The organism is Kitasatospora sp. NPDC029312, from assembly GCF_055569215.1.
Map to the genome: position 1 here is coordinate 33,322 of NZ_JBVHXY010000048.1, position 25,100 is coordinate 58,421.

The 25,100-nt window shown below is 74.1% G+C and carries 24 protein-coding genes and 1 riboswitch; of the genes, 13 read left to right on the top strand and 11 right to left on the bottom strand.

Annotated elements, in window-relative coordinates:
* The first annotated feature begins 430 nt into the window (after positions 1-430).
* Entirely contained in the window at positions 431-1,375 is a 945-nt protein-coding gene (locus ACZ4WV_RS29890; protein ID WP_465751753.1) for an ROK family glucokinase, read from the top strand.
* A gap of 145 nt (positions 1,376-1,520) precedes the next feature.
* Positions 1,521-2,267: an endonuclease/exonuclease/phosphatase family protein gene (locus ACZ4WV_RS29895; protein ID WP_465751754.1), complete on the top strand. Its 747-nt coding sequence runs from the start codon at positions 1,521-1,523 to the stop codon at positions 2,265-2,267.
* A 62-nt stretch (positions 2,268-2,329) separates the two neighbouring features.
* Here ACZ4WV_RS29895 and ACZ4WV_RS29900 read toward each other — a convergent pair whose 3' ends face one another.
* Positions 2,330-3,097: a hypothetical protein gene (locus tag ACZ4WV_RS29900; protein ID WP_465751755.1), complete on the bottom strand. Its 768-nt coding sequence runs from the start codon at positions 3,095-3,097 to the stop codon at positions 2,330-2,332.
* A 10-nt stretch (positions 3,098-3,107) separates the two neighbouring features.
* Positions 3,108-3,902, bottom strand: a complete 795-nt coding sequence (locus ACZ4WV_RS29905; RefSeq protein WP_465751756.1) for an alpha/beta hydrolase — start codon at positions 3,900-3,902, stop codon at positions 3,108-3,110.
* A 175-nt stretch (positions 3,903-4,077) separates the two neighbouring features.
* On the opposite strand from ACZ4WV_RS29905, the gene ACZ4WV_RS29910 reads away from it, so the two are divergent.
* From ACZ4WV_RS29910 to ACZ4WV_RS29920, 3 genes are read left to right on the top strand one after another with little or no spacing between them, the layout of a single operon-like run.
* On the top strand, positions 4,078-4,923 hold the full coding sequence (locus tag ACZ4WV_RS29910) for a lysophospholipid acyltransferase family protein (protein WP_465751757.1): 846 nt from the start codon (positions 4,078-4,080) through the stop codon (positions 4,921-4,923).
* A gap of 35 nt (positions 4,924-4,958) precedes the next feature.
* Entirely contained in the window at positions 4,959-6,182 is a 1,224-nt protein-coding gene (gene macS / locus ACZ4WV_RS29915; protein ID WP_465751758.1) for a MacS family sensor histidine kinase, read from the top strand.
* Positions 6,182-6,862, top strand: a complete 681-nt coding sequence (locus tag ACZ4WV_RS29920; protein WP_465751759.1) for a response regulator — start codon at positions 6,182-6,184, stop codon at positions 6,860-6,862. The genes macS and ACZ4WV_RS29920 overlap by 1 nt, the downstream gene beginning before the upstream one ends.
* A gap of 55 nt (positions 6,863-6,917) precedes the next feature.
* Here the strand turns inward: ACZ4WV_RS29920 and ACZ4WV_RS29925 are convergent, their stop codons facing one another.
* Entirely contained in the window at positions 6,918-8,852 is a 1,935-nt protein-coding gene (locus ACZ4WV_RS29925) for an anthranilate synthase family protein (protein WP_465751760.1), read from the bottom strand.
* A 305-nt stretch (positions 8,853-9,157) separates the two neighbouring features.
* On the opposite strand from ACZ4WV_RS29925, the gene ACZ4WV_RS29930 reads away from it, so the two are divergent.
* Entirely contained in the window at positions 9,158-10,492 is a 1,335-nt protein-coding gene (locus ACZ4WV_RS29930) for a class II 3-deoxy-7-phosphoheptulonate synthase (RefSeq protein ID WP_465751761.1), read from the top strand.
* Between the two features lie 152 nt (positions 10,493-10,644).
* Complete coding sequence (locus ACZ4WV_RS29935; protein WP_465751762.1) at positions 10,645-10,974, top strand: (2Fe-2S)-binding protein; 330 nt, start codon at positions 10,645-10,647, stop codon at positions 10,972-10,974.
* A gap of 6 nt (positions 10,975-10,980) precedes the next feature.
* Here ACZ4WV_RS29935 and bfr read toward each other — a convergent pair whose 3' ends face one another.
* Positions 10,981-11,460, bottom strand: coding sequence for a bacterioferritin (gene bfr, locus ACZ4WV_RS29940; protein WP_465751777.1), 480 nt, complete (start codon positions 11,458-11,460; stop codon positions 10,981-10,983).
* 265 nt (positions 11,461-11,725) lie between these two features.
* On the opposite strand from bfr, the gene ACZ4WV_RS29945 reads away from it, so the two are divergent.
* Positions 11,726-12,355, top strand: coding sequence for a molybdopterin-dependent oxidoreductase (locus ACZ4WV_RS29945; protein ID WP_465751763.1), 630 nt, complete (start codon positions 11,726-11,728; stop codon positions 12,353-12,355).
* A 42-nt stretch (positions 12,356-12,397) separates the two neighbouring features.
* Here the strand turns inward: ACZ4WV_RS29945 and pknB are convergent, their stop codons facing one another.
* The 4 genes from pknB to thiO all read right to left on the bottom strand — a co-directional run bounded on the left by pknB (position 12,398) and on the right by thiO (position 16,448).
* Positions 12,398-14,182 carry a Stk1 family PASTA domain-containing Ser/Thr kinase gene (gene pknB / locus ACZ4WV_RS29950; RefSeq protein ID WP_465751764.1) on the bottom strand — a complete coding sequence of 595 codons (1,785 nt, stop codon included), beginning with the start codon at positions 14,180-14,182 and terminating at the stop codon, positions 12,398-12,400.
* A gap of 82 nt (positions 14,183-14,264) precedes the next feature.
* Positions 14,265-15,062, bottom strand: coding sequence for a thiazole synthase (locus ACZ4WV_RS29955; protein ID WP_465751765.1), 798 nt, complete (start codon positions 15,060-15,062; stop codon positions 14,265-14,267).
* 4 nt (positions 15,063-15,066) lie between these two features.
* Positions 15,067-15,276, bottom strand: coding sequence for a sulfur carrier protein ThiS (gene thiS / locus ACZ4WV_RS29960; protein ID WP_465751766.1), 210 nt, complete (start codon positions 15,274-15,276; stop codon positions 15,067-15,069).
* Positions 15,273-16,448, bottom strand: a complete 1,176-nt coding sequence (gene thiO / locus ACZ4WV_RS29965; RefSeq protein WP_465751767.1) for a glycine oxidase ThiO — start codon at positions 16,446-16,448, stop codon at positions 15,273-15,275. Before thiO ends, thiS begins: the two co-directional genes overlap by 4 nt.
* 3 nt (positions 16,449-16,451) lie before the next feature.
* Positions 16,452-16,564: riboswitch (TPP riboswitch) on the bottom strand.
* 117 nt (positions 16,565-16,681) lie between these two features.
* On the opposite strand from thiO, the gene ACZ4WV_RS29970 reads away from it, so the two are divergent.
* From ACZ4WV_RS29970 to thiE, 3 genes are read left to right on the top strand one after another with little or no spacing between them, the layout of a single operon-like run.
* Positions 16,682-17,887 carry an NAD(P)/FAD-dependent oxidoreductase gene (locus ACZ4WV_RS29970; protein ID WP_465751768.1) on the top strand — a complete coding sequence of 402 codons (1,206 nt, stop codon included), beginning with the start codon at positions 16,682-16,684 and terminating at the stop codon, positions 17,885-17,887.
* Positions 17,888-17,929: 42 nt separating this feature from the next.
* Positions 17,930-18,295 (top strand): Rv2175c family DNA-binding protein, encoded by a 366-nt coding sequence (locus tag ACZ4WV_RS29975; protein ID WP_465751769.1) that lies wholly within the window; start codon positions 17,930-17,932, stop codon positions 18,293-18,295.
* Positions 18,295-18,948, top strand: a complete 654-nt coding sequence (gene thiE, locus ACZ4WV_RS29980; RefSeq protein WP_465751770.1) for a thiamine phosphate synthase — start codon at positions 18,295-18,297, stop codon at positions 18,946-18,948. Before ACZ4WV_RS29975 ends, thiE begins: the two co-directional genes overlap by 1 nt.
* A gap of 86 nt (positions 18,949-19,034) precedes the next feature.
* On the opposite strand, the gene ACZ4WV_RS29985 is transcribed toward thiE, so the two are convergent.
* Positions 19,035-20,141 (bottom strand): polyprenyl synthetase family protein, encoded by a 1,107-nt coding sequence (locus ACZ4WV_RS29985; protein WP_465751771.1) that lies wholly within the window; start codon positions 20,139-20,141, stop codon positions 19,035-19,037.
* Between the two features lie 174 nt (positions 20,142-20,315).
* On the opposite strand from ACZ4WV_RS29985, the gene metF reads away from it, so the two are divergent.
* Together metF and ACZ4WV_RS29995 are read left to right on the top strand one after the other, a co-directional pair.
* On the top strand, positions 20,316-21,230 hold the full coding sequence (gene metF, locus ACZ4WV_RS29990) for a methylenetetrahydrofolate reductase [NAD(P)H] (protein WP_465751772.1): 915 nt from the start codon (positions 20,316-20,318) through the stop codon (positions 21,228-21,230).
* A gap of 210 nt (positions 21,231-21,440) precedes the next feature.
* Entirely contained in the window at positions 21,441-22,325 is an 885-nt protein-coding gene (locus tag ACZ4WV_RS29995) for a hypothetical protein (RefSeq protein WP_465751773.1), read from the top strand.
* Between the two features lie 16 nt (positions 22,326-22,341).
* On the opposite strand, the gene ACZ4WV_RS30000 is transcribed toward ACZ4WV_RS29995, so the two are convergent.
* The gene (locus ACZ4WV_RS30000; protein ID WP_465751774.1) at positions 22,342-23,835 is read right to left on the bottom strand and encodes a phytoene desaturase family protein; all 1,494 of its coding nucleotides are present in this window, start codon (positions 23,833-23,835) and stop codon (positions 22,342-22,344) included.
* Positions 23,836-23,844: 9 nt separating this feature from the next.
* Positions 23,845-24,507, bottom strand: coding sequence for a DUF4126 domain-containing protein (locus ACZ4WV_RS30005; protein ID WP_465751775.1), 663 nt, complete (start codon positions 24,505-24,507; stop codon positions 23,845-23,847).
* Positions 24,508-25,100 lie beyond the last annotated feature (593 nt).

Sequence of the window (25,100 nt, forward strand, 5' to 3'; positions counted from 1 at the left end):
TGTGTTTGCGCTTGCCTTCTTCCTCCCCTCCCCCCCGCGCTTCCTCCTTGTTCGATTCTTCTCTCCTCCCCCCCCCCCCCCCTCCCCCCCCTTCCCCCCCCCCCCCCCCCCCCCCCCCCCCCCCCCCCACCGCCCCTGGACGGCGGGGGAGGGCGCGTCGGTGGAGAAGATCGACCTCGACGCGCCGGGCGGTGCCGAGCGGCCGGGCACGGGTGACGGGCCGTCCGCCAAGCAGTGAATCCGTAGCGTTCGGAGCGTGACCGGGCTGCTCTCGTACGTCACGAAGAAGGAGATTAGATACGACTTTTGAAGCGTCTCGGCCCGGCTTTCCCAAAAATGTCTTCGGATAATGTATGCGAGGCTGTGTACGGGGGCTGGGTTGGGCGGTAGCGTTCCGTCCAGCGGGAACGAGTGAATAGCTGAGGGACACATGGCTCTGACCATCGGCGTCGATGTCGGCGGGACCAAGATCGCGGCAGGCGTGGTCGACGACGCGGGCGCGATCCTCGCCCGGACCCGGGTGCCCACCCCGGCTGACCCGCAGTGGGCGGTCGACGCCATCGCGCAGGCCGTACGCGAGCTCAAGGAGCAGCACGCCGATGTCGCCGGGGTCGGCGTCGGTGCCCCCGGCTTCGTCGACAGCAACCGCTCCACGGTGATCTTCGCGCCCAACATCGACTGGGAGAACGAGCCGCTGCGCGGCCGGATCGAGGAGCTCACCGGCCTGCCCACGGTGGTCGAGAACGACGCCAACTGCGCCGCCTGGGCCGAGTTCCGCTTCGGCGCGGCCGCCGAGCACCAGGACATGGTGCTGATCACCGTCGGCACCGGCATCGGCGGCGGCATCGTCCTGGACGGCCGCCTGCACCGAGGCCGCTTCGGCGTGGCCGGCGAGATCGGCCACCTCAACATGGTCCCGGACGGCCTCCAGTGCGGCTGCGGCGGCAGGGGCTGCTGGGAGCAGTACGGCTCCGGGCGCGCGCTGCGCCGCTACGGCCGGGAGAAGGCGGCGGCCGACCCGGTGCGTGGCCGGCGGATGCTGGAGCTCAACGACGGCGTCGCCGAGACCATCCGCGGCATCCACATCACCGAGGCCGCCGAGGCGGGCGACCCGCTCGCCCTGGAGTGCTACGCCGAGCTGGCCGACTGGCTCGGCCGCGGCATGGCCGACCTCGCCGCGCTGTTCGACCCGGGCGTCTTCGTCCTCGGTGGCGGCGTCTCGGACTCGGGCCGACTGCTGCTCGACCCGGTCGCCAAGGCCTTCGAGCACTACCTGACCGGCGGCGTGCACCGCCCGCGCGCCGAGGTCGTGCTCGCGTCGATGGGCTCCGCCGCCGGCATCGTCGGCGCCGCGGACCTCGCCCGCACCGCCTGACCCACCCCCGCGGTACCGCCACACCCCCTTCCAGCCCGCCGGCGGCGGTGCGACCGGGCCCCGACCAATCCCGGACGCGCCGCCGCCGTCGCATTACGGTCGGACCCGGTGGCGCCGCACGGGTGCCACCGCACCGGGGAGGACCATGACCGCCGTACCCGTCGAACCGCCGCCGTCCGGCCCGCGTCGACTGCGCCTGCTCAGCTACAACATCCGCTCGTTGCGCGACGACCGGCGGGCCCTGGTGCGGGTGATCCGGGCCTGCGCGCCCGACCTGGTCTGCGTCCAGGAGTCGCCGCGCTACTGGCGGCCCGAGGGGCAGGCCACCTGGCTGGCCCGCAGCACCGGGACGACGGTGCTGGCCGGGGGCGGCCGCACCGCCGCCGGGCCGCTGCTGCTCGGCCGGCCCGGCGCGGTGGAGGTGCTGGGCGTGCACGACCGGCTGCTGCCCAAGACCCGCGGACTGCACGCGCGCGGCTTCGCCACCGCCCTGCTACGCCTGCCGGGAGCGGCACCGTTCACCGTCACCAGCTGCCACCTCAGCCTGGACCTCGCGGAGCGGTACGGGCAGTTCGAGCTGCTGCTCGAGCAGCTCGCCCTCGCCGAACAGGGCATCGTGGCCGGGGACTTCAACGAGCACCCGGACGGGCCCGGCTGGCGGCTGCTGGCCTCCCGGCTGTCGGACGGACACCCGACCGCGCCCTGGGGCGGGGAGTTCACGTCCGTGCCCGAGAACCCCTACCAGCGGATCGACGCCGTCTTCAGCACGCCGGGGATCACCGTCCTCGGCTGCGGGGTGCCGCACGGGCTGGCCGGAGTCACGGAGGCCGACCTGCGGGCCGCGACCGACCACCTGCCGGTGCTGGCGTTCCTGGAACTCCCCGAGGGGTAGCGGAACCCCGGGCTGGGGCGTGCCCCGACGCCGCGCGCCCGGCGGGAATTGTCAGACACGCCCTAGACGACCGCGCCGTGGTCCGGGTCCTCCGGCTCGTCCTCGTCGCGGTCCTTCATCCGGGCGACCAGGGTGACGAACCCGCCGAGGAAGGCGGTGATCCCGACCCAGGCGGGCCAGCCGGCGATCTCCCGCCAGACCACCGCGTCGATCAGCAGCAGCGCCGGGCCGCCGAGCACGGCCAGCCAGGCGAACTTGGCGGTCACGTCGGGGGTGGGCAGCGGCGGGGGCTCCGGCGGGACGTAGTGGCCCTCGTCGGTCTCCTCGGCCAGTTCGAAGTCGCGCGGGCCGGACGCGGAGGCCGGCAGGACGGGCCGGCCGGAGCGGGGCCGGGGCTGCGGGGCGAGATCGGTGAGGTCGTCCGGATCGGCCGCGGAGCCGGGGCCGTCCTGGTAGCCGCCCTTGAGCCCTTTCTGCGCCCGGAGGTTCTCGACCTCCGGCCAGTTGGGGTTGGTGAGGTCCACCGGATCGTCGAACTGGGCCACCAGCGCGGCGAAGATCGCGTCCTGTTCGGCCTGGCTGCGCTCGGGGGCACGGCGTGGGCGGGACTGCGCGGGGGTGTCCGGCTCGGCGGGGCCCCCGGTGCCCCCGGCGGGAGCGGCCGGCGCGACCGTGCCCGCCTCCGTACCGTCCGCCACCGCGCCGCTCAGGGTGCCGTCCCCCTGGACGGTGCTGTCCTTGGGCGTGCCCTCCGCCCGTGCGTCGTCCGCCCGTGCGCCGTCCTCGCGGGGCTTCTCGTCCCCGCCGCCCGCCGTGCTGCTCTCGTGCACTTCCGGCCCTTCAGCCCTGGTGATCGTCGGATTCGGCCCCGCCCGCCCCCGCCGCGTGCGCGGGGGCCAGCCGTCGGATGAAGTCCAGGCTCGCCGAGAATATTTCCGCCGCGTCGTGGTCCAGCGTCGCGACGTGGAAGCTGCGTTCGCACAGCCGCTCCGTCACGTCGGTCGAGGATATCCGGGCCAGCACCAGTTCGGAGTTGGCCGGAGAGACCACGTGGTCCTGCGGGCTGCGCAGCAGCAGCACCGGTTGGGTCACCTGCGGCAGCCGCCGCTGGACGTCCTGCCACAGCCGGACCAGTGACCACGCGGCGTGCAGCGGGGTGCGGTCGTAACCGACCTCCCGCACGCCCGGTTTCCGGATGTCGCCGGCGACCCCGGACAGGCTCGGGACGAGGTGACGCAGCACCGGAAGCAGCACACTCGCGGGGTTGTCCGAGCGCACCGACGGGTTGACCAGCACCAGCCCGGACACCTTCGGGCCGTGCAGCGCGGCCAGCCGCAGCGCCAGTGCGCCGCCCATCGACAGCGCGCAGACGAAGACCTGCTCGCACTCCTCGGACAGCGCCAGCAGCTCGCGCTCGACCTCGGCGTACCAGTCCTCCCAGCGGGTGAGCTGCATGTCCTGCCAGCGTGTGCCGTGCCCCGGCAGCAGCGGCAGCGAGACGGTGCACCCGGCCGCCGCCAGTTCCTCGGCCCACGGCCGCAGCGACTGCGGGGAGCCGGTGAAGCCGTGGCAGAGCAGGACTCCCACCGGTCCGCCGTGGTGGCGGTACGGTTCGGCACCGGGCAGCAGCGGCATGGCGGACTCCTTCGCGGGCGGGTGGCGCTGGGGGAGGGACGCTGGGAGGGTGGCTGCGGGAATCCGCATCGTCCCACGCCCCGCGCCGGGACGTACACCCCCTCCGGCGGGGCCGGGCACAGCGGACCGCCGCGGGGCATTAGGATCGACCGGTCCGCATAACGGGAGGCCCGGGTTGTTCTACCGACTGATGAAGATGATCGTCGCGCCACTGCTTCGGATCTTCTTCCGGCCGTGGATCGAGGGTGAGGAGAACATCCCCACCGAGGGTGCGGCCATCATCGCGAGCAACCACCTGTCCTTCTCGGACTCCTTCTTCTTCCCCGCGCTGATCAAGCGCCGGGTCACCTTCATCGCGAAGGCCGAGTACTTCAACACCCCGGGTCTCAAGGGCCGGTTGACCGCCGCCTTCTTCAAGGGCGTCGGCCAGCTGCCGGTGGACCGCTCGGGCGTGCGCGGTGCCGGTGAGGCCGCGATCCGCAGCGCCATCGCGGTGCTGGACCGCGGCGAGCTGTTCGGCGTCTACCCCGAGGGCACCCGCTCGCCCGACGGCAAGCTCTACCGGGGCAAGGTCGGCGGGCTGGCCCGCGTCGCGCTGGCCACCGGCGCGCCGGTCATCCCGGTCGCCATGATCGACACCGAGAAGGTGCAGCCGCCCGGCCAGGTGATCCCGAACTTCGGCATCCGCCCGGGCATCCGGATCGGCCGCCCGCTGGACTTCTCCCGCTACCACGGCATGGAGAACGACCGCTTCATCCTCCGTTCGGTGACGGACGAGGTGATGTACGAGATCATGCGGCTCTCCGGCCAGGAGTACGTGGACATCTACGCGACCGCCGCCAAGCGGCAGATCGCGGACGAGAAGAAGAAGGCCGACGCCGAGCGCCGGGCGGCCGCCAAGGCCGAGAAGGCGGCTGAAGCGGAGAAGGCCGCTGAAGCGGAGAAGGCCGGGAAGGCCGCCGGGGCGCAGAACGCGGAGAACACCGGGAAGCCGGAGCAGCAGGAGCCCGGGTCGGCCTGACCGACCCGGGGCGGGTCCAGGGGAGGGGCCGGGGGATGGCGGAGGGCGCGAGAGCCGGAGCGGTCGGCGGCACGATGGCGGCCGTCGGCATGTCGGTCGAACTCCCGCTGTGGAAGGCCATCTCGTACTTCCGGGTGCTGGCCCTCGGCTACGCCCTGCTCCGGTACTTCAACTCCTACCTGCACTTCCTGCACCCGGTCGCCGGCTGGATCTTCCTCGGCGCGCTCACCGTCTGGACGCTCGCCAGCACCCGGGCCTTCGCCAACCCGCAGCGCTGCACCTGGTTCGTCCTGGGCTTCGACCTCACCCTGGCCGTGACCGGCATCGTGCTGAGCGGGATGATCGACGCCCCGGCCCGGATCAGCCACGGTGCGCCCACCCTGCCGACCATCTGGGCGGCGGGCACGGTGCTCGGCTTCGCGGTCAAGGGCGGCTGGCGGCCGTCGGCGGCGGCCGGCTCGGTGGTCGGCGTCGCCAACATCCTCGGCCACGGCGGACCGACCGGCGACAACATCCACAACATCGTGCTGTTGCTGGTCGCCGGGATCGCCATCGGGTATGTGATCGAGCTGGCCCGGGCCAGCGAGGCCACCCTGACCAGGGCGCTCCAGGTCGAGGCGGCCACCCGGGAGCGCGAGCGGCTCTCCCGGGACATCCACGACGGCGTGCTGCAGGTGCTCGCGCTGGTCCAGCGCCGGGGCGCGGACCTGGGCGGGGGCGCCGGACTCCAAGTGGGCGCCGGCGGCGCGGACTTCGCCGAACTGGGCCGCCTCGCCGGGGAGCAGGAGCGCGCGCTGCGGGCGCTGATGACCGGCGGCCCGCTGCCGGCCCAGCGCGCCGCGGACCTGCCGGAGCCCGCCGCCGAGCCGCGGGACCTGACCGCGCTGCTGCGCCCGTACGCCGATGAGCGGATCACCCTCTCCGCCCCCGGCAGCCCGGTGGTGCTGCCGGACCGGGCGGCGGCCGAACTCGCCGCAGCGGTCGGCGCGGCCGTCGACAACGTCCGCAAGCACGCGGGTGAGCGGGCACGGGCCTGGATCCTGGTGGAGGACGAGCCGGAGGCCGTCACCGTCAGCATCCGCGACGACGGGCCGGGCTTCGCCCCCGGGCGGCTCGGTGAGGCGGAACGGGCCGGGCGGCTCGGCGTCTCCCAGTCCATCCGCGGCCGGCTGCTGGACCTCGGTGGCACCGCCGAGCTGTACTCGGCGCCCGGGGAGGGCGTCGAGGTCGAACTGCGCGTTCCGAGGGAAGGGCTCTGATGACCGATCAGCCGACGACCGACCGGCCGGTGCGGGTGATGGTGGTGGACGACCACCCGATGTGGCGGGACGCCGTCTCGCGCGACCTGGCCGAGGCGGGGCTGGACGTGGTGGCCACCGCGGGCGACGGCGAGGAGGCCGTGCGCCGCGCCCGCGCCTGCTCGCCGCAGGTCGTCGTGCTGGACCTCAACCTGCCCGGCCTGCCCGGGGCCGAGGTGTGCCGCCAGGTGGTCGCGCACGACCCGGCGGTGCGGGTGCTGGTGCTGTCGGCCAGCGGTGAGCACCAGGACGTGCTGGAGGCGGTGAAGTCCGGGGCGACGGGCTACCTGGTGAAGTCGGCCGGGCGGGACGAACTGCTGGACGCGGTGCGCCGGACGGCCGTCGGCGACGCGGTGTTCACGCCCGGCCTGGCCGGGCTGGTGCTCGGCGAGTTCCGCCGACTGGCCGCCGAGCCGGCCCCGGCCTCGGCGACCGGCGTGCCCAAGCTGACCGCCCGGGAGACGGAGGTGCTGCGGCTGGTGGCCAAGGGGCTGTCCTACCGGCAGATCGCCGATCGGCTGGTGCTGTCGCACCGGACGGTGCAGAACCACGTGCAGAACACCTTGGGCAAGCTCCAACTCCACAACCGGGTCGAGCTGGTGCGGTACGCGATCGAGCAGGGGCTGGACGAGGGGCTGTGAAGCGGCCCCGGGCGCTCCCTCGCCCGGGACCGCTGCGACGCAGTACCGCTACTCCTCAGCGCCGGACGGCCGTCGCCTGCTTCAGCAGCCCCGCCACGATGTCCACACCGTCCCGGGTGAGCACCGACTCCGGGTGGAACTGCAGGCCCGCGAAGCCGGGGCCGCGCAGGGCGTGGACGTCACCGGTGACGGCGTCCCGGGCGACCTCGATGCCCTCGGCGGCCAGGCGGGCCGCGTCGGGCTGCGAGCAGCGCGCGGTGAAGGTGTTGTAGAAGCCGACCGTCCGCCTGCCGCCGAACAGGTCGACGCTCTCCTGCGCCCCCTGGTACGGGACGGCCTTGCGGCCGAGCGCGAGCCCGAGTTCGGCGCAGAGCAACTGGTGGCTGAGGCAGACCGCGAGCAGCGGCGCGGTGCGGGCGCCGGAGCGGACCGCGGCCAGCGCGTCCGCGACGACCGGGCGCAGCACCGCCATCTTGGGGTCGTCGGTGAGCGCCGGGTCGCCCGGGCCGGGGCCGAGCACCAGCGGGCCCCGGTGCGCCGCGACCAGCGCGCGCAGGCCGGGCTCGTCGTAGCGGACCACGGTGACCCGGTGCCCGAGCGAGGTCAGCAGGTGGGCGAGCATCGAGGTGAAGGTGTCCTCGCCGTCCACGACCAGGGTCGGCCGGGTCTCGGTGATCTCGGCCGGCGACTGCATCCGCAGCCAGAACGGTGCGAGGTCGGCGCGGCGGGCGTCGAGGGCGGCCTGCACCCGGTGGTCGTCGCCGAGCCGGGGCCCGGTCGGGCCGGGCAGCCGGGCGGGGGCGGGCAGGGCGCCGATCGCGGTGAGCACCCCGGCGGCCTTCGCGTGGGTCTCGGCCACCTCGGACTCCGGGACGGAGTGGCGCACCAGGGTGGCGCCGACCCGGACGACCAGTCGCCCCGTCCCCGGGTCGATGTCGGCGGTGCGGATGCAGATCGGCGAGTCCAGCAGCTGCCCACCGCTCGCGGAGCGGCCGATCAGCGCGAGCGCGCCGGAGTAGTAGCCGCGGCCGGCGGGCTCGTAGCGCTTGATCACCCGGGTGGCGTTCTGCACCGGGCTGCCGGTGACGGTGGCGGCGAACATCGTCTCGCGCAGCACGTCGCGGACGTCCATCGAGGTCCGGCCGCGCAGCTCGTACTCGGTGTGGGCGAGGTGGGACATCTCCTTGAGCCGGGGCCCGAGCACCTGGCCGCCGCGGTCGCCGACCGTGCACATCATCTTGAGCTCCTCGTCGACCACCATGGTCAGCTCCTCCAGTTCCTTGGGGTCGTGGAGGAACCGGAGCAGTGAGTCGAGGTCGGCGCCGCCGGCCGGATAGCGGTAGGTGCCGGAGATCGGGTTCATCACGACGGTCCCGCCGCTCTGCCGGACGTGCACCTCGGGGGAGGCGCCGACCAGCACCCTCTCCCCGGTGTGGACCAGGAAGGTCCAGTACGCGCCGCGCTCCTGCTCCAGCAGGCGGCGGAAGAGCGAGAGGGCGAGCGCGGGCGAGTAGTCGTCCAGCGTGGCGTGGAAGTCGCGCCGGATCACGAAGTTGGCGCCCTCGCCGTTGCCGATCTCGTCCTCGATCACCCGGCGGACGATCTCCGCGTACGCGGCGTCGTCCACGTCGAAGGCGCCGCCGGTCAGCGAGACCGGCGACTGCGGCAGGGCGGTGGTGAACCCGGCCAGCGGCAGGGCGTACTGCTCCTCCACCGAGAGGGCCTGCAGCGGGGTGCCGTCGTCGTGCGCCTCGAAGCCGCGCTCGCGGATCTGCCGGTACGGGATGAGCGCGAGCAGGTCGTGGACGGGGCCGGCGGACGGGATGCCGGCGCGGACCGGCAGGTCGGCGAGGCGGTCGTAACGGCCGACGGTGCCCACCAGCACCTCGACGGTGTCCGGGGCGTGCCGGGGGGTGCGGCGGTGCAGCAGGGCGAAGGCGGGGGCACCGGGGGCGGCGAGGCGGGCGAGCAACTCGGCGGGTGTGGTCACGAGTACGGCTTCCTTCCGGGAGGAATGGCGAGGGCGGGGCTGGGTTCCGCTCCCGGAGGGGCCGTCTGCTCGAAATGACGACGGCCGCCCCGAGGGGCGGCCGTCGTGTTCGTCTAGGAACGCGCGATCTGTGGGCCACCCATGGGGGAGGCCCACCACCAGGACTGGGTGTGGGGCGCGTACATGGGGTCGAGGGTATCCGATGCTGCCGGGCGGGCGCGGCCGCGCACGGGATTGTCCGTGATGTGTCTCACCCCTCGGGCAACCGTCACGAAGCGCTCGTGGCACCCCGTAGCCTTGGCGGTGTGACCGTGACCAATCTCCACTCCTGGCAGTCCCTGCCCGCGGCGCAGCAGCCCGAATGGCCGGATCCTGAGGCTCTGCGCAAGACCCTTGCCGAGCTCGCCTCCTATCCGCCCCTCGTCTTCGCCGGCGAGTGTGACCAGCTGCGCGCCCGGCTCGGTGCCGTGGCTCGTGGGGAGGCCTTCCTCCTCCAGGGCGGCGACTGTGCCGAGGCCTTCGACGGCGTTTCGGCCGAGCACATCCGCAACAAGCTGAAGACGTTGCTGCAGATGGCCGCCGTGCTGACGTACGCGGCCTCGGTGCCCGTCGTGAAGGTCGGCCGGATCGCCGGTCAGTACTCCAAGCCGCGTTCGAAGTCGACCGAGACCCGGGACGGCGTGACCCTGCCGGTCTACCGCGGTGACTCGGTGAACGGCTTCGAGTTCACCCCCGAGTCCCGCATTCCGGACCCGGAGCGCCTGAAGCGGATGTACAACGCCTCCGCCGCGACGCTCAACCTGGTGCGCGCCTTCACCACCGGCGGTTACGCCGACCTGCGCCAGGTGCACGCCTGGAACCAGGACTTCGTGCGCAACTCGCCGGCCGGCCTGCGCTACGAGCAGCTCGCCCGGGAGATCGACAATGCCCTGGCGTTCATGAACGCCTGCGGCGTGGCGCCGGAGGAGTTCAAGACCGTCGAGTTCTTCTCCTCCCACGAGGCGCTGATCCTCGACTACGAGACCGCGCTGACCCGCGTGGACTCGCGCACCGGCGAGCTCTACGACGTCTCCGGCCACATGGTGTGGATCGGTGAGCGCACCCGGCAGCTGGACCACGCGCACATCGAGTTCGCCTCCAAGATCCGCAACCCGATCGGGGTCAAGCTGGGCCCGACCACCTCGGTGGACGAGGCGCTCACCCTGATCGAGAAGCTGGACCCGGAGCGCGAGCCCGGCCGCCTCACCTTCATCACCCGGATGGGTGCGGGCAAGATCCGCGACCACCTGCCCACCCTGGTGGAGAAGGTCACCGCCTCCGGCGCCCAGCCGGTGTGGATCTGCGACCCGATGCACGGCAACACCTTCGAGGCCTCCAGCGGGCACAAGACCCGCCGCTTCGACGACGTGCTGGACGAGGTCAAGGGCTTCTTCGAGGTGCACCGCGGGCTCGGCACCCACCCGGGCGGCATCCACGTGGAGCTGACCGGCGACGACGTCACCGAGTGCGTCGGCGGCGGCGACGAGGTCATGGTGGACGATCTGCACCAGCGCTACGAGACGGCCTGCGACCCGCGGCTCAACCGCAGCCAGTCGCTGGACCTGGCGTTCCTGGTGGCGGAGATGTACCGCGGCCAGTAGTCGGACGCGCGGACGCGACCAGGTGTGACCAGATGTGACGAAGGCCCCTCCGGATTCGGGATTCCCGAGCCCGGAGGGGCTTTTTCACACCCGGATCGCCGGGTAAGGTGAGGCTTAGTGAGCTAAGGCAAGCCTTAGTCAAGATCCGCTCCGTGCGCCTCACCCCGGGAGAGACCGCGATGTACGTGTGCATGTGCCATGCGGTCACCGAGGACCAGGTGAAGAAGGCGATCGACGCGGGTGCCGACACCCCGCGCCGGATAGCGAAGGGCTGCAAGGCCGGCACCGACTGCGGGTCCTGCGTCCGCCGCATCCAGGCGCTGCTCGGTGAGCACGGCGCCCGGCCCTGCCCCACCGCCCGGCTGGCGGCGAAGCTCGGCCTCGCCGACCCGCAGGCCGCGGCCGACTCCGCGCCCGCCGCCCCGGCTGTGCCTCCCGCGGCGCCCGCCGTCGCTCCGGTGATCCCGCTGCGGGTGGCCTAGGCAGGTCTAGGACTCCGGCTGCTCGATCAGCTGGGCGAGGTAGAGCGCCTCGCCGAGCTTCTCCAGCAGTTCGAGCTGGGTGTCGAGGTAGTCGATGTGGTGCTCCTCGTCCGCCAGGATGTCCTCGAAGATGTTCGCCGAGGTGACGTCGTTCTTGGCCCGCATGACGACGATCCCGCGCTTCAGGCGGTCGATCGCCTCGATCTCGACCTGGCGGTCCGCCTCGAACATCTCCTTGACCGTCTGGCCGATCCGGACGTGGAAGAGGCGCTGGTAGTTGGGCAGCCCGTCCAGGAACAGGATCCGGTCGGTGAGCGTCTCGGCGTGCTTCATCTCGTCGAACGACTCGTGCCGGGTGTACTTGGCGAGCTTCGTCCAGCCGAAGTTCTCCTGCATCTTGGCGTGCAGGAAGTACTGGTTGATCGCGGTGAGCTCGGCCGTGAGCTGCTCGTTGAGGAACTCGATGACCTCCGGGTCGCCCTGCATGGTGCTGCCTCCCTGCGCTACGTCCTGCGGTGAACCTGCGGTGAGTCCTGCGGTGGGCATCCTGGCACCGTATCGGGTGAAAATTCCAGTAAGTCCACACTCACTAGGACATGTGTCGGAATATCCGATTCAGGCCGAAGTGGGGGGTGGAGCAGGGGTGGAGCCGGTGGGTGGGCGGCCGACCGCCGGCCCGTACGGACGGGGCGTGAACGGCGCGTGAAGGGGCGCGCGCCGCTGATCGACCGCCGTCTGTCACCATGGAGCCATGGGTCAGTCCGAACAAGAACAGCTTCCGCCGTCTGACCCGAGGCTCCCACCGGGACAGCGCGCGCAGCGCGGCTGGCCTGCCCTGCACTACGGGCCGGTGCCCCGCTTCAAGCCGCTGACCTGGGATCTCCAGGTGTTCGGCGCCACCGCCTCGGCGGAGAAGCACAGCTGGGACTTCGAGGCCTTCAACGCCCTCCCCCGCGCCACCGTCGTCGCCGACCTCCACTGCGTCACCAAGTTCTCGCTGCTCGGCAACGAATGGACGGGCGTGCCCGCCGCCGGCCTGCTCGCCCTGGTGCCCCCGGCGCCCGGCGTCACCCACGTCATGGTCTGGGCCGAGTACGGCTACAGCGCCAACCTGCGGCTGGCCGACTTCGCCGACGAGCACACCCTGCTCGCCACCCACCGCAACGGCGAGGCGCTGACCGCCGAGCACGGCTTCCCCGTCCGGCTGGTCGTCCCGGGGCTCTACGCCTGGAAGGGCCCCAAGTGGGTCCGCGCCGTGGAGTACATGCGGGCCGACCGGCGCGGCTTCTGGGAGGAGCGCGGCTACCACAACCTGGCCGACCCGTGGCTCGAGCAGCGCTACACCTACCAGGAGGAGCCGGGCGACGGGCCGCTCCGCTGAGGCCCGGAGCCGTATGGGGCCCGCAGCCCTCCGGACGCGCCCCTAGAAGAGCGAGAAGCTGACCGTCACCGCGGTCTTCTGCGGGCGCCGTTCCCCGGCGGCCGGCGACTGGCCGCTCACCTTGCCGATGCCGAGGGTCCAGTCGGTCGCGGCCTTCATCGTGAAGCCCGCCGCCTGCAGCGCCTTCTGGGCGTCCTCCCGGCTCATCCCGGTGACGTCCGGGATCGGCACCATGCCCTTGCTGACCACCAGCGAGACCGCGGCGTTCTCCTGCAGCAGCTGCCCGGCGGCGGGCGAGCTACTGATCACCGAGCCCTCCGGCACGCCGTCGTCGTACGTCGCGGTCACCGTGCCCCTGGTGAGCCGGGCGGCGGCCAGCGCGGCGGCCGCGTCGTCGGCGCTCTTGCCGGTGACGTCCGGCACCGCGGTCCGCTTGGGGCCCTTGGAGACGGTGACCGTCACCGAGTCGCTCTTGCGGGTGCGCGCGCCCACTCCGGGATCGGTGGAGATCACCTGCCCGGCCGGGACGGACTCGCTGAACACCTCCACGAACCTGCCGTGCATGCCCTCCCCGTCCAGGATCCGCTGCGCCTCGCCCCGGTCCTTGCCGAGCACGCCCGGCACCGAGCCGTACAGCCCACCGGAGATCCCGTACGTGGCGCCGCCGACCGCCAGCACCAGGGCGGTCAGGGCGGCGGCCCAGATCAGCGGCTTGCGGGGGAGGCGGCGCAGCCGGCCCGGCCGACCCGTCCGCACCGGGGTCGGCTCGTCGTACGGGCGGGGCTCGACGAGCAGCTGGTCCATCAGGTCGGCCGGCACGTCCAGCACGCTGGTGCGCTCCGGCGGCGGGGCGTCGGCGGGCCGGGCGCCCGGCTGGATCACCGAGGTCGGCTCGCTGGTCGGGTAGCGCGGGCTGGTCCGGGTGGAGGCGGGCGGCTCGGCGTCCAGCTCGGCCGGGGTGAGGGCGCGCCGGACCCGCTGGAGCGCGGCGAGCAGCTCGACCGCGTCGTGGGGGCGGGCGTCCGCCGCCCGGGCGCAGGCGGCGCCCACTATGGCGTCCAGGGCGGGGGGGACGGCCGGGGCGACCAGTGAGGGGGCGGGGACGTCCTCGTGCAGGTGTTTGTACATGACCTGGACGGGGTTGTCGCCGGTGTGCGGGCGGCGGCCGGTGAGCATCTCGTACAGCAGGATGCCGGCCGCGTAGACGTCCACCCGCTGGTCGGTGGGGGCGTCCGGGAGGATCTGCTCGGGCGCCAGGTAGGAGACGGTGCCCAGCACGGTGCCGCCGGTGGCGGTGCTGGTCGAGGTGGGCGCGCCGTCGGCCGTGCCGAGCACCCGGACCAGGCCGAAGTCGGCGACCTTGACCAGGCCGTCCTCGGTGATCAGCACGTTCTCGGGCTTGACGTCCCGGTGGACCAGCCCGGCCCGGTGGGCGGCGCCGAGCGCGGCGAGCACCGGCTCCAGGACGTCCAGCGCGGCCCGCACCGACAGGGCGCCGCGGTCGCGCAGCAGGTCGCGCAGGGTGCGGCCGGGGACGTACTCCATGGCGAGGAAGACGTTTCCGTGGTCCGCGCCCTGGTCGAAGACGTTGACCACGTTGGGATGGGTGAGCTTGGCGACGGCCTTGGCCTCGCGGATGAAGCGGGCGGTGAAGCCCTCGTCGCCGGCCAGCTGGGGGTGCATCACCTTGAGCGCGACCACCCGGTCCAGCCGGGTGTCGGTGCCCTGGTAGACGGTGGACATGCCGCCGGTGGCGATGCGCTGCTCGACCCGGTACCGGTTGTCGAGCAGGGTACCGATCAGGGGGTCGTGCCATGCCGTGTCCACCCGGGCGAGTGTAGTGGGGCGGCCGGACGCCGGTCCCGGCGGACACCGCCTCCGGGACCGGCTTGTGACATGCGGAACGGCCTCAGAAGGCCGGATGCTCGCGGCTGTCCAGGACGGCGCGGCCGGCCATCGCGGAGGAGGCCTCGGCGTGGAAGCGGCGCGGGATGCGGCCGGCCCGGTGGGCGAGCCGGCCGGCCTCGGCGGCGTGCCGCATCGCCTCGGCCATCAGCACCGGGTCCTGAGCGCGCGTCACCGCCGAGGCGAGCATCACCGCCGCGCAGCCCAGCTCCATCGCCAGCGCGACGTCGGAGGCGGTGCCGGCGCCCGCGTCCAGGACCACCGGGACGCCCGCGCTCTCCACGATCAGCTGGAAGTTGTGCGGATTGCGGATGCCCAGTCCGGAGCCGATCGGCGAGCCCAGCGGCATGATCGCCGCGCAGCCGACGTCCTCCAGCTTGCGGGCCAGCACGGGGTCGTCGTTGGTGTACGGCAGCACGGTGAAGCCGTCGTCGACGAGGGTCTCGGCGGCGTCCAGCAGCTCGATCGGGTCGGGCAGCAGGGTGCGCTCGTCGGCGATCACCTCCAGCTTCACCCAGTCCGTGCCGAGCGCCTCACGGGCCAGTCGGGCGGTCAGCACGGCCTCGCCGGCGGTGTAGCAGCCGGCCGTGTTGGGCAGCACCCGGATGCCGTTGCGGGTGAGCACGTCCAGGACGGAGCCCTGGGTGGTGGCGTCCACCCGGCGCATGGCCACCGTGGTCAGCTCGGTGCCGGAGGCGAGCAGGGCGCGCTCCAGGACCTCCAGGCTGGGTGCCCCGCCGGTGCCCATGATCAGCCGGGAGGAGAAGGCCGTCCCGGCGATGGTGAGAAGGTCGTCGGCCATGGTGTCAGCCTCCCTGGACGGCGGTGAGGATCTCGACCCGGTCGCCGCTGTTCAGCGGCGTCTCGGACCACGAACCGCGAGGCACCACGGCCTCGTTGAGCGCGGCGGCGACACCGGTGTTGGCCTTGCTGACGGTGGCCACCACCTCGGCGAGGGTCGTGGCGGCGGGCAGCCGGCGCGGTTCGCCGTTGACGGTCAGGGCGATCTCGGTCATGCGGAGGCCTTCGAGGTGGAGTGGTCGGGGGAGAACCGGGTGGGCGTGAACGGCCGTGCGAGCTCGGGGACTTCGCCGGTCGTCAGGTACTCGGCGACCAGGTCGGCGGTCACCGGGGTGAGCAGCACGCCGTTGCGGTAGTGGCCGGTGGCGGCGGCCAGTCCGGGCAGTGCGGTCGGGCCGAGCAGCGGGGCGTTGTCCGGCGAGCCGGGGCGCAGCCCGGCGGAGCTCTCCGCGAGCGGGAGTTCGGTGATGCCCGGGACCAACTCGTGGGCATCGCGCAGGAGTTCGTACACGCCGCCGGCGGTGACGGTGGTGTCGTAGCCCTGCTCCTCGGTGGTCGCGCCGACGACCAGCTCGCCGTCCTCGCGCGGCACCAGGTACAGGTGCTGTCCGCGCACCACCGCGCGGACGTTGCGGGACAGGAACGGCCGGTAGGCCTCGGGGACGCGCAGCCGCAGCACCTGCCCCTTGACGGGGCGGATCGCGGGCAGCACGCCCTCCGGCAGGCCGGGCAGCCGGTGGCTGTGCGGGCCGGCGGCGAGCACGACCTGGTCGGCGGTCACGGTCTCCCGCGTGCTGAGCCGGGCGCCGAGCGCGCGGCCGCCCTCGACCAGCAGCTCGACCGCCTCGGCCCGGTGGATCCCGACGCCCGCGCGCTCGCAGGCGCGGACCAGCGCCCGGAGCAGCCGGCGCGGATCCACCTGGTGGTCGTCCGCGACGTGCAGGCCGCCGCGCACACCGGGGGCGAGCATCGGCTCCAGCCTGCGGGCCTCCCGGCCGGTCAGCCAGCTCGAGTCCAGGCCCAGCCGCTGGTGGAAGGCGTGCAGGTCGCGCAGTTCCTCGCGGTCGTCGGAGTCCAGCGCGACGGCGATCGTGCCGCAGCGGCGGTAGCCGGTGTCCGCACCGCCGCTCGCCTCGGTGAGTTCGGCGGCGAACGCCGCGTACCGCTCGTTGGAGGCCATGCCGAGGCGCAGCAGCGGCTCCTCGCCGTACTGCAGCTCGGTGACCGGGGCGAGCATCCCGGCCGCGACCCCGGCCGCCCCGCCGCCGGGGGAGGGGTCGACCACGATCACGTTCCGCGACCCGCGCTGCGCGGCGCGCCACGCGACGGCGAGGCCGATGACGCCCCCGCCGATCACCAGCACGTCGGCGCGGGCACCTGATGGCAAGCGTGACAAGGCTGCTCTTCTCCCTTCGCCGGTATGACCCGGATCAGGTTCGGACGGTCGCGGGCCGTGCCAGCCCGCCTCTCAGCCCGGTACGCCGGGCTCCCGTGTGGTGCCCCCACCTTAACGCCGGGAGTCGGCCCGGCCGAAGGCCCGTGCGAGGGGTGGGACGGGTGAGGCGGGCGGGCCGGCCGAGGGGTGGACGGGCGCCGGACGCCCCGGCGGCGCTGAGTACAGTGACGGGCGTGGCAGAGCTGAGCGCAACGGATCGGGTGGTCGTCGTCGGAGCCGGGCTGGCCGGGGCGCAGTGCGCCCTGAAGCTGCGGCGGGGCGGCTGGCGGGGGCGGATCACGCTGGTCGGCGAGGAGCCGCACGCGCCGTACGACCGGCCGCCGCTCTCCAAGGACGTGCTGCTCGGCAAGGCCGACGCCACCACCCTGGACATCGACTACGGGCAGCTCGGCGTCGAGCTGCTCCTCGGCCGTCGCGCCACCGGCCTGGCCGCGGGCGTGCTGCACACCGACGGCGGCGACCTCCCGTACGACTCGCTGGTGATCGCCACCGGCGCCACCCCGCGCGCCCTGCCCGGCGCCGAGCGCGCGCACCTGCTGCACACCCTGGACGACGCCCTGGCGCTGCGCGCGCTGCTGCGCCCCGGGCTGCGGCTGGTGCTGGTCGGCGCGGGCTGGATCGGCGCCGAGGTGTCCACCGCCGCGCGGCAGGCCGGCTGCGAGGTGACCGTGGTGGAGGCCGGCCCGGCGCCGCTGCCGGGCGCGCTGCCGACCGCCGTCGGCTCGGCGATGGCCGCCTGGTACGCCGAGGCCGGGGTCGAGCTGCGCTGCGGGATCGGGGTGGCCGCCGTCGAGGAGGGGGCGGTGCTGCTGGCGGACGGCTCGCACCTGCCGGCCGACGAGGTGGTGGTCGGCGTCGGCGCCCGGCCCGCGACCGGCTGGCTGGCCGGCTCGGGCGTCGAGCTGGACGCGGCGGGCTCGGTGGTGGTCGACGGGCGGCTGCGCACCGGCCTGCCCGGGGTCTTCGCGGCCGGGGACTGCGTCAGTTACCCGTCGGCCCGCTCCGGCGCCCGGCTGGCCGTCCAGCACTGGGACCACGCGCTGCAGTCCGGCGAGGCCGCGGCCGCCGCGGTGCTCGGGGCGGACGCTCCGTACGACCCGGTGCCGTACTTCTGGTCCGAGCAGTTCGGGCGGATGGTCCAGTACGCCGGCCGGCACGCCGAGGACGACGAGCTGCTGTGGCGCGGCAGCCCGCAGGACGCCGGCTGGTCGGTGCTCTGGCTGCGCGACGGGGTGCCGAGCGCGCTGCTGGCCGTGGACCGGCCGCGCGACCTGACCCAGGGCCGGAAGCTGATCGAGCGCGGTCCGGTGCTGGACCGGGCCCTCGCCGCGGACCCCTCGGTGCCGCTGAAGTCGGCCGTCGCGGAGTAGCGGCTGGTGCGCGGGGGGCTGCGGAGGTGGCAGTCTGGTGGCGTGAGTGAGATCGAAAGCAAGATTGAAGCCCTGATCCCCGAGTGGATGTACCTGCCCGACATCTCGGAGCAGTGGGGAGTGCGGGTCACCGAGGTGCGTGACCTGGTCCGCAACGGCGGGCTGATCGCCGTCCGACGAGGCCCGAACAAGTCGCTGCAGGTCCCGGCGGCCTTCATCGACGGCCAGGGGCTGGTCAAGCACCTGTCCGGCACCCTGACCGTCCTGCGGGACTGCGGGTTCAGCGACATGGAGATCCTGGAGTGGCTCTTCACCGAGGACCCGTCGCTGCCCGGCAGCCCGATCCAGGCGCTGCGCGAGAACCGCGGCACCGAGGTCAAGCGCCGCGCCCAGGCGATGCTGATCTGATGGCGGCGGACACGCTGCGCGACCGCCTTGCCGACGCCCGGCTCTACCTGTGCACGGACGCGCGCCGTGAGCAGGGCGACCTCGCCGAGTTCCTGGACGCGGCGCTGGCCGGCGGAGTGGACATCGTCCAGCTCCGCGACAAGGGGCTGGAGGCGAAGCAGGAACTGGCGGCCCTGGAGGTCTTCGCCGACGCCTGCCGCCGCCACGGCAAGCTGCTGGCCGTGAACGACCGTGCCGACGTCGCCCACGCGGCCCGGCCGGACGTGCTGCACCTCGGCCAGGACGACCTGCCGGTGCCGGCCGCCCGGGCGATCCTCGGCGAGGACGTGCTGATCGGACGCTCCTGCCACGCCGAGACCGAGGTGGACGCGGCGATCGCGGAGCCGGGCGTGGACTACTTCTGCACCGGCCCGGTCTGGCCGACCCCGACCAAGCCGGGCCGCTTCGCACCGGGCCTCGGCCTGGTCTCGTACGCGGCGAAGCAGCCGACCGACCGGCCGTGGTTCGCGATCGGCGGGATCGACCTCGGCAACCTGGACGAGGTGCTGGCCGCCGGGGCCCGCCGGATCGTCGTGGTCCGGGCCGTCACCGCGGCGCAGGACCCGCGGGCGGCCGCCGCCGAGCTGTCCCGCCGGCTGCGCGCGGCGCTCTGACCCGGCCGCCGGAGGAACGGACGGGCCCGCCCATCGCCTCGGTGGCGGGCGGGCCCGTCCCTTCCTCCGGTGGTCCTCCGGGACGGTCAGTACTTGCGGACGGTGGCGGCCTCGGCCAGCGCCAGCAGCACCGCCCGGGCCCGCTCGTCGGCGAGCGGTGCCGCCGCCAGCGCGCCCAGCGACTGGCGCATCAGCTCCTCGATCCGGCGCTCCACGCGCTCGGGCGCGCCGCTGCGGGCGACCAGCTCGCGCAGCTCGGTGACCTCCTCGGCGGCGAGGTCCGGCGCGCCGAGCCGGGCGTCCAGGTGCCGGGCGTCGGCGGGCGGCAGGGCGCGCATCGCGTGGGCGACCAGCAGGGTGCGCTTGCCCTCGCGCAGGTCGTCCCCGGCCGGCTTGCCGGTGACGGCGGGATCCCCGAACACCCCGAGCAGGTCGTCCCGCAGCTGGAAGGCCTCGCCCAGCGGCAGACCGAACGCCCCGAGGGCCTCCACCAGCTCCGGCCCGGCCCCGGCGAGCAGGGCGCCGACCTGCAGCGGCCGCTCGATCGTGTACTTCGCCGACTTGTAGTGCAGGACGGTCTGCGCGCGGTCCAGCGCGCCCCCGTCGGCCGAGTCGCCGGCCACCGGCTCCAGCACGTCCAGGTACTGGCCGACCATGACCTCGGTGCGCATCAGGTCGAACACCGGCTTGGCGGCCAGCACGGCGGCCGGATCCAGACCGGAGCGCAGGAACAGCTCGTCGCACCAGATCAGCAGCAGGTCGCCGAGCAGCACCGCGGCCGAGGCGCCGTACTGCTCGCGGTCGCCGCGCCAGCCGCTGTCTCGGTGCAGGGCCTCGAAGCGGCGGTGGACCGAGGGCAGGCCGCGGCGGGTGTCGCTGCGGTCCATCAGGTCGTCGTGCACCAGGGCGCTGGCCTGCAGCAGCTCCAGCGCGGCCGCCGCGTTGGTGATCCCCTCGCCGTCGGCCGGGCCGCCGGCGCCGCGCCAGCCCCAGTAGCAGAAGGCGGGGCGCAGCCGCTTCCCGCCGTCCAGCAGGAAGTCGCGCAGCGCGTCGGTGGCGGGCTCCAGCTGGGGTGAGATCTTGCCGAGCAGCGCGGACTGGCCGTCCATGAACGTGGCGAGGGCGCCGTTGACCCGTACGCGGACGTCCTCCACGTCAATGGGGTTGGCCGGCCGGTTGCTGGACGAGGTCACGATGCTGCTCCGCTGGTTCGCTGGGGTGCAGCAAGCGTAGCGGGGGAGCCGGGAACGGGCGTGCGAGCGGGACGGCGGGGGCCTCCGGGCGGCGAGCGGAACCGGGTCCATCACTTGTCCCACATGGTGGAACCGAGTTGTCCGGCCCCTTCGAGGGGCGGATAACCTGCCAGCATGGCACTCGGCATCGCCTCCACGAGGTCGGACCGCGCACAGACGGTCCGCGACCTCCTGGCGGCCGGAAAGCGCTCCTTCTCCTTCGAGTTCATGCCGCCGCGCAGCGAGGCCGGCGAGCAGAAGCTCTGGGACGCCATCCGTCGGCTCGAACCGCTGGACCCCAACTTCGTCTGCATGACCTACGGCGCCGGCGGCTCCTCGCGCGAGCGCACCGTCAACATGGTCGGCCGGATCGCCACCGAGACCACGCTCACCCCGGTCGCCCACCTGACCGCGGTGGACCACTCGACCGCCGAACTGCGCAACATCATCGGCCAGTACGCCGACCAGGGGGTGCGGAACGTCCTCGCGGTCCGCGGCGACCCGCCCGGCGACCCGATGGGCGAGTGGGTCAGCCACCCGGACGGCGTCACCTACGCGTACGAGCTGGTCGAGCTGATCAAGGGCATCGGCGACTTCTGCGTCGGCGTCGCGGCCTCGCCGAACATGCACCCGCGCTCGGACAACTGGGACGACGACATCCGGCACTTCGTCGCCAAGGTCCGCTCCGGCGCGGACTACGCGATCACCCAGATGTTCTTCGAGGTCGACGACTACCTGCAGTTCCGGGACCGGGTGACCGCCGCCGGCTGCGAGACGCCGATCATCCCGGAGATCATGCCGGTGACCAACGCCAAGCAGCTGGACCGCTTCCCGCAGCTCAGCGGCTCGGCCTTCCCGGTGGAGCTGGAGGCCCGGCTGCGGGCGGCCGTCGACGACCCGGCGGCGCTGCGGGCGATCGGCATGGAGCACGCCACCGCGATGGCCGAGCGCCTGCTCGCCGAGGGCGCGCCCGGCCTGCACTTCATCACGCTCAACCACTCGACGGCGACGCTGGAGATCTACCAGAACCTGGGACTGCATCGGCGGTAAGGGCTCCTTCGGCCGCTGTTCACGGGCCCGTCGCCGTCCGGCGGCGGCGGGCTGAGCGGCAGGCCGACTGGCGGGCCGAGTGGCAGGCCCAGGCGTGGACGACCGGCGCCGCCGACGGCGGGAACGCGATGCGGTACCCCGGCCGTTGAACCGGTACAGTCGCCGCACACGCGCGGCGCGCGCGGGCACGCGACTGGAGGTAGCGCGCGGATGGGCATCGGATTCCTGCTGCTGTACGTCGCGTTGGCGGTGGTCGCGCTCTGGCTCGTCGCCGAGGTCCTGCTGCAGAACCGGGCACCGCTGCACTGGCGGGTGCTCGCCCTGGTCGGCTTCCTCGGGGTCGCCGCCGGGATGGCCCTCGGCTCGGTCGTGGTGATCGGCGCCGGCGCCGCCTTGTTCGCCGTCGGCCAGACCTTCGTCACCCTGTCGGTCAAGCGCGGCTACCGCACCGGCTGGTCCCTGCGCAAGCCCGACGGCAGCCTGCCCGGCCCGCTCGCCAAGGTGCCGCTGCTCGGCGCCCTCACCGGCGGCGCGGCGGCGGTCGGGGCGGTCGCGCCCACCGAGGAGCGGGTCGGCGAGGTCAGCGCCGTCGAGGAGACCCCGGCCCCGCAGCCGGCCGCCGAGGACGTCCCGGAGGTCGAGCAGACCGCCGCCTTCGAGATGCAGGAGCTGGCCCAGGACGGCGTCTACGCCGCCGCCTACTACGAGCAGCAGGCCCAGCCCCAGCCCCAGGACCCGTACGCCGCGGCCTACCAGGGCGGCTACGACCAGCAGCAGCACCAGCAGCACCAGCAGCACCAGCAGCAATGGCAGACCCAGCAGCAGCCCGCCTTCGCCTACGACCAGCAGCAGCCCTACGGCGGCTACCCCCAGCAGCAGGACCCGTACGGCGGCTACCAGCAGGCCCAGGACCCGTACGCGGGCTACCAGTCCGGTTACGACCAGCAGCAGCACCAGCAGCAGGCGTGGGACCCGAACGCCCAGCAGTGGCAGCCCCAGCCCGAGCAGCAGCACACCCAGGGCGTCCCGCAGCAGCCGGTGTACGACCAGAACGGCTACGCCTACCCGCAGCAGAACACCTGGCAGCAGGGCTGACGCCCGGCCCTCGGCGTCACGCCGGGCCGATCAGGCCGGCCGCGATGCAGGCGGACATCCCGACGCGGGAGAGCCCGCCGCCGGGGTGGGCGTTGGCGCCGATCAGGTAGAGCCCGGGGACGGGGGACTCGTTGGCGGCCTTCAGCCACGAGCCCGCCGAGCCGGCCAGGACCGGACGGGCCACGGCGCCGCCGAGGGCGCCGGTCTCCCGGCGGGTGTCCTCCGGGGTGCGCACCACCCGCCACAGCACCCGCTCGCGCAGGCCGAGCCCGGCCGCGTCCACCTGGGCGAGCAGCCGGTCGGCGTAGCGGTCGGCGACACCGGGGGCGGTCCAGTCGACATCGCCCTGGGCCGGGACGGTCGCGGTCAGCACCACGCTCTCGTGGACGTCGTCGGGGCGCAGCGTCGGGTCGTCCGGGCGCAGCACCTGCACGGTGGGGCGCTCGCAGGGCGGCGCCGAGAGGGTCAGGGCGTCCTCCTCGGCGGCCGGGTCGGCCGCGTGCACCACCGTCCGGTGCGGGACGCCCTCCGGGCGGGGCCCGCGCAGGGCCAGCAGCACGCTGAAGCGGCCGGGCACCTCCTGCGGCTCCCACGCCTCGGGCGGCCTCCCCGGCCACTCGGCGAGGCCCCGGCCGTAGAGGGCGTTGACGTCCATCGCCGAGACCACCAGGTCCGCCTCGATCCGGCCGTCCGCCGTCTCGACCCCGCGGGCCCGGCCGTCCTCGACGACCACCCGGGTGACCGGGGTGTCGAAGCGGAACTCGACTCGGCGCAGCTCGCAGCGCCGGAACACCGCCTCCGCCAGGGCCCGCAGGCCGCCCCGGACGTACCAGACGCCGAAGGACTGCTCCATGTACGGCAGCACGGTGGCCCCGGCCGGGGCCCGCCCCGGGGCGAAGCCGTACCGCAGCGCGGGCTCGAACAGCAGGGCGGTCAGGCCCGGGTGGCCGCCGAGTTCGCGCTGCGCCACGTCCGCCAGCGTCCACGGGCGCGGGCGGCGCAACCGGGCCAGGCCGGTACGGGCCGGGACGGGGTACGGATCGGCCTCCAGGAAGCCCCGGTCGGCCGGGAGCGGCTCCTCCAGCAGCGGGCGCCGGGTGGCCTCCCAGACCGTCCGGCCGTGGTTCATCACCTCGCTCCAGCGGGCGCCCGAGCCCGCGCCGAAGGCGGCGTCGAGGGCCTGGCCGACCCCGCCGCGTGAGGCGTTGGGCAGCGTGACGGCGGTGCCGTCGGGGAGCAGGTGCCGGCTCTCCGGCTCCACCGGGGCCAGCTCGACCAGCTGTTCCAACGGCTCCTTGCCGGTCTTCAGCGCGAGGTCGCGGTAGACGGCGGGCAGCGGGAGCAGGCCGGGGCCGGTGTCGAAGGCGAAGCCGTCCCGCTCGTACCGGCCGACCATGCCGCCGTAGGTGCCGCCCGCCTCGCAGACCGTCACCCGGTGGCCGAGGGTCGCCAGCCGGGAGGCCGCCGCGAGCCCGCTCATTCCTGCACCGATGACGACGATCTTTGCCATGGCCCGATCTTAGGACTGCCCCACCCGGACGCCCGCCTCGTCCGCGCCTCCCGTCCCGGCGGCCCCGTCCGTCCCGGCCGCTCGCGCCTCCCGGGCCGCCCGGCGTTCGCGGCGGCGGGCCCGGAAGGCGCGGATCCTGCTGACCGCCAGCCGGACCAGCAGCAGGCCGACGGCCAGGGCCGCGGCGGCGAGCGAGGCGGCCAGCCAGGGGTGGAAGATCGCCAGGGTGACCAGGCCGGCCACCGAGAGGTCCTCCGCCAGGCTGACCACGATGTTGCTGGCCGGCTCCGGCGAGGTGTTCACCGCCATCCGCAGCGAGGCCTTCACCAGGTGGCTGACCAGCGCCGTGGTGCCGCCCATCGCGCCGGCCGCGAGCTCGCTCAGCGATCCCGGGTCGGTGCTCGCGATCAGCGCGCCCACGACGGCGCCCGCGACCGGCCGGATCACCGTGTGCACGGCGTCCCAGACGGTGTCCACGTACGGGATCTTGTCGGCCACCGCCTCCAGCGCGAACAGCACCGCCGCCGCGACCAGCACGTCGGTGCGCTCCAGCGCGTGCGGCACCGACTGCGCGTCGGCGAAGCGGCCCAGCAGGCCCAGCAGCAGCACCACCGCGTACGCGTTGATGCCGCTGGCCAGACCGCTGGTGAAGATCAGCGGCAGGACCGTCATCGCGTCCCCCTCCTCGCAATCCCGTCGCCCCCGTCGCCGTCCCGTCGCGAGCCCGACGGAGTCCCGGTGGGCGGTTCCGGGGAAACCCCGGCCGGAGCGCCCCGGTCCGCCGTACCGTACCGGGAGCCGGGACGCCGCCGACCCCCGCCGCGGTTCCGGCCCGGGCGGAGGCGGCGGATCTGAGTACGGGTACTCAGGTCCGCGGTTGAGTACGTCAGCGGATGGCCTCCGACCTGCCGGGACGGGAGAGTGGTGGCACCCGGGAGGGCGGCGCGTCGGGCGCGGCCCGCCCGGGAGGCGGATCCACTCCGTCCCCCCGGCCGGGAGGGCCCGGGGGGCGGGGGCGGACGGTCCGCACGAGGGCCGGTCACGGACCCGCACCGCCGGCACGGGGCGGCGGAGCGGGCCGGGGGGAGACCGGCCGTCGAGGGGGGACAGCGCCCCGCCTCCCGGTGGGGGGACGGCGGGGCGACGGCACACGGCGGCGGGGGGGGGGGGGGGGGGGGGGGGGGCGGGGGGGGGGCGCCGCGGGGGGGGGGTGGGGTTTTGTGCTTGTTCCGGGGGGGGGAGGAGCCCCCAACCCACCCCCTCTC

Excerpts from the sequence above, each read along its gene's own strand:
- ACZ4WV_RS29890 (WP_465751753.1), top strand. The coding sequence starts at position 431 with ATGGCTCTGACCATCGGCGTCGATGTCGGCGGGACCAAGATCGCGGCA.
- ACZ4WV_RS29895 (WP_465751754.1), top strand. The coding sequence starts at position 1,521 with ATGACCGCCGTACCCGTCGAACCGCCGCCGTCCGGCCCGCGTCGACTG.
- ACZ4WV_RS29905 (WP_465751756.1), bottom strand. The coding sequence starts at position 3,902 with ATGCCGCTGCTGCCCGGTGCCGAACCGTACCGCCACCACGGCGGACCG.
- macS (WP_465751758.1), top strand. The coding sequence starts at position 4,959 with ATGGCGGAGGGCGCGAGAGCCGGAGCGGTCGGCGGCACGATGGCGGCC.
- ACZ4WV_RS29920 (WP_465751759.1), top strand. The coding sequence starts at position 6,182 with ATGACCGATCAGCCGACGACCGACCGGCCGGTGCGGGTGATGGTGGTG.
- bfr (WP_465751777.1), bottom strand. The coding sequence starts at position 11,460 with ATGCAGGGCGACCCGGAGGTCATCGAGTTCCTCAACGAGCAGCTCACG.
- ACZ4WV_RS29945 (WP_465751763.1), top strand. The coding sequence starts at position 11,726 with ATGGGTCAGTCCGAACAAGAACAGCTTCCGCCGTCTGACCCGAGGCTC.
- ACZ4WV_RS29955 (WP_465751765.1), bottom strand. The coding sequence starts at position 15,062 with ATGGCCGACGACCTTCTCACCATCGCCGGGACGGCCTTCTCCTCCCGG.
- thiS (WP_465751766.1), bottom strand. The coding sequence starts at position 15,276 with ATGACCGAGATCGCCCTGACCGTCAACGGCGAACCGCGCCGGCTGCCC.
- thiE (WP_465751770.1), top strand. The coding sequence starts at position 18,295 with ATGGCGGCGGACACGCTGCGCGACCGCCTTGCCGACGCCCGGCTCTAC.
- metF (WP_465751772.1), top strand. The coding sequence starts at position 20,316 with ATGGCACTCGGCATCGCCTCCACGAGGTCGGACCGCGCACAGACGGTC.
- ACZ4WV_RS29995 (WP_465751773.1), top strand. The coding sequence starts at position 21,441 with ATGGGCATCGGATTCCTGCTGCTGTACGTCGCGTTGGCGGTGGTCGCG.
- ACZ4WV_RS30000 (WP_465751774.1), bottom strand. The coding sequence starts at position 23,835 with ATGGCAAAGATCGTCGTCATCGGTGCAGGAATGAGCGGGCTCGCGGCG.
- ACZ4WV_RS30005 (WP_465751775.1), bottom strand. The coding sequence starts at position 24,507 with ATGACGGTCCTGCCGCTGATCTTCACCAGCGGTCTGGCCAGCGGCATC.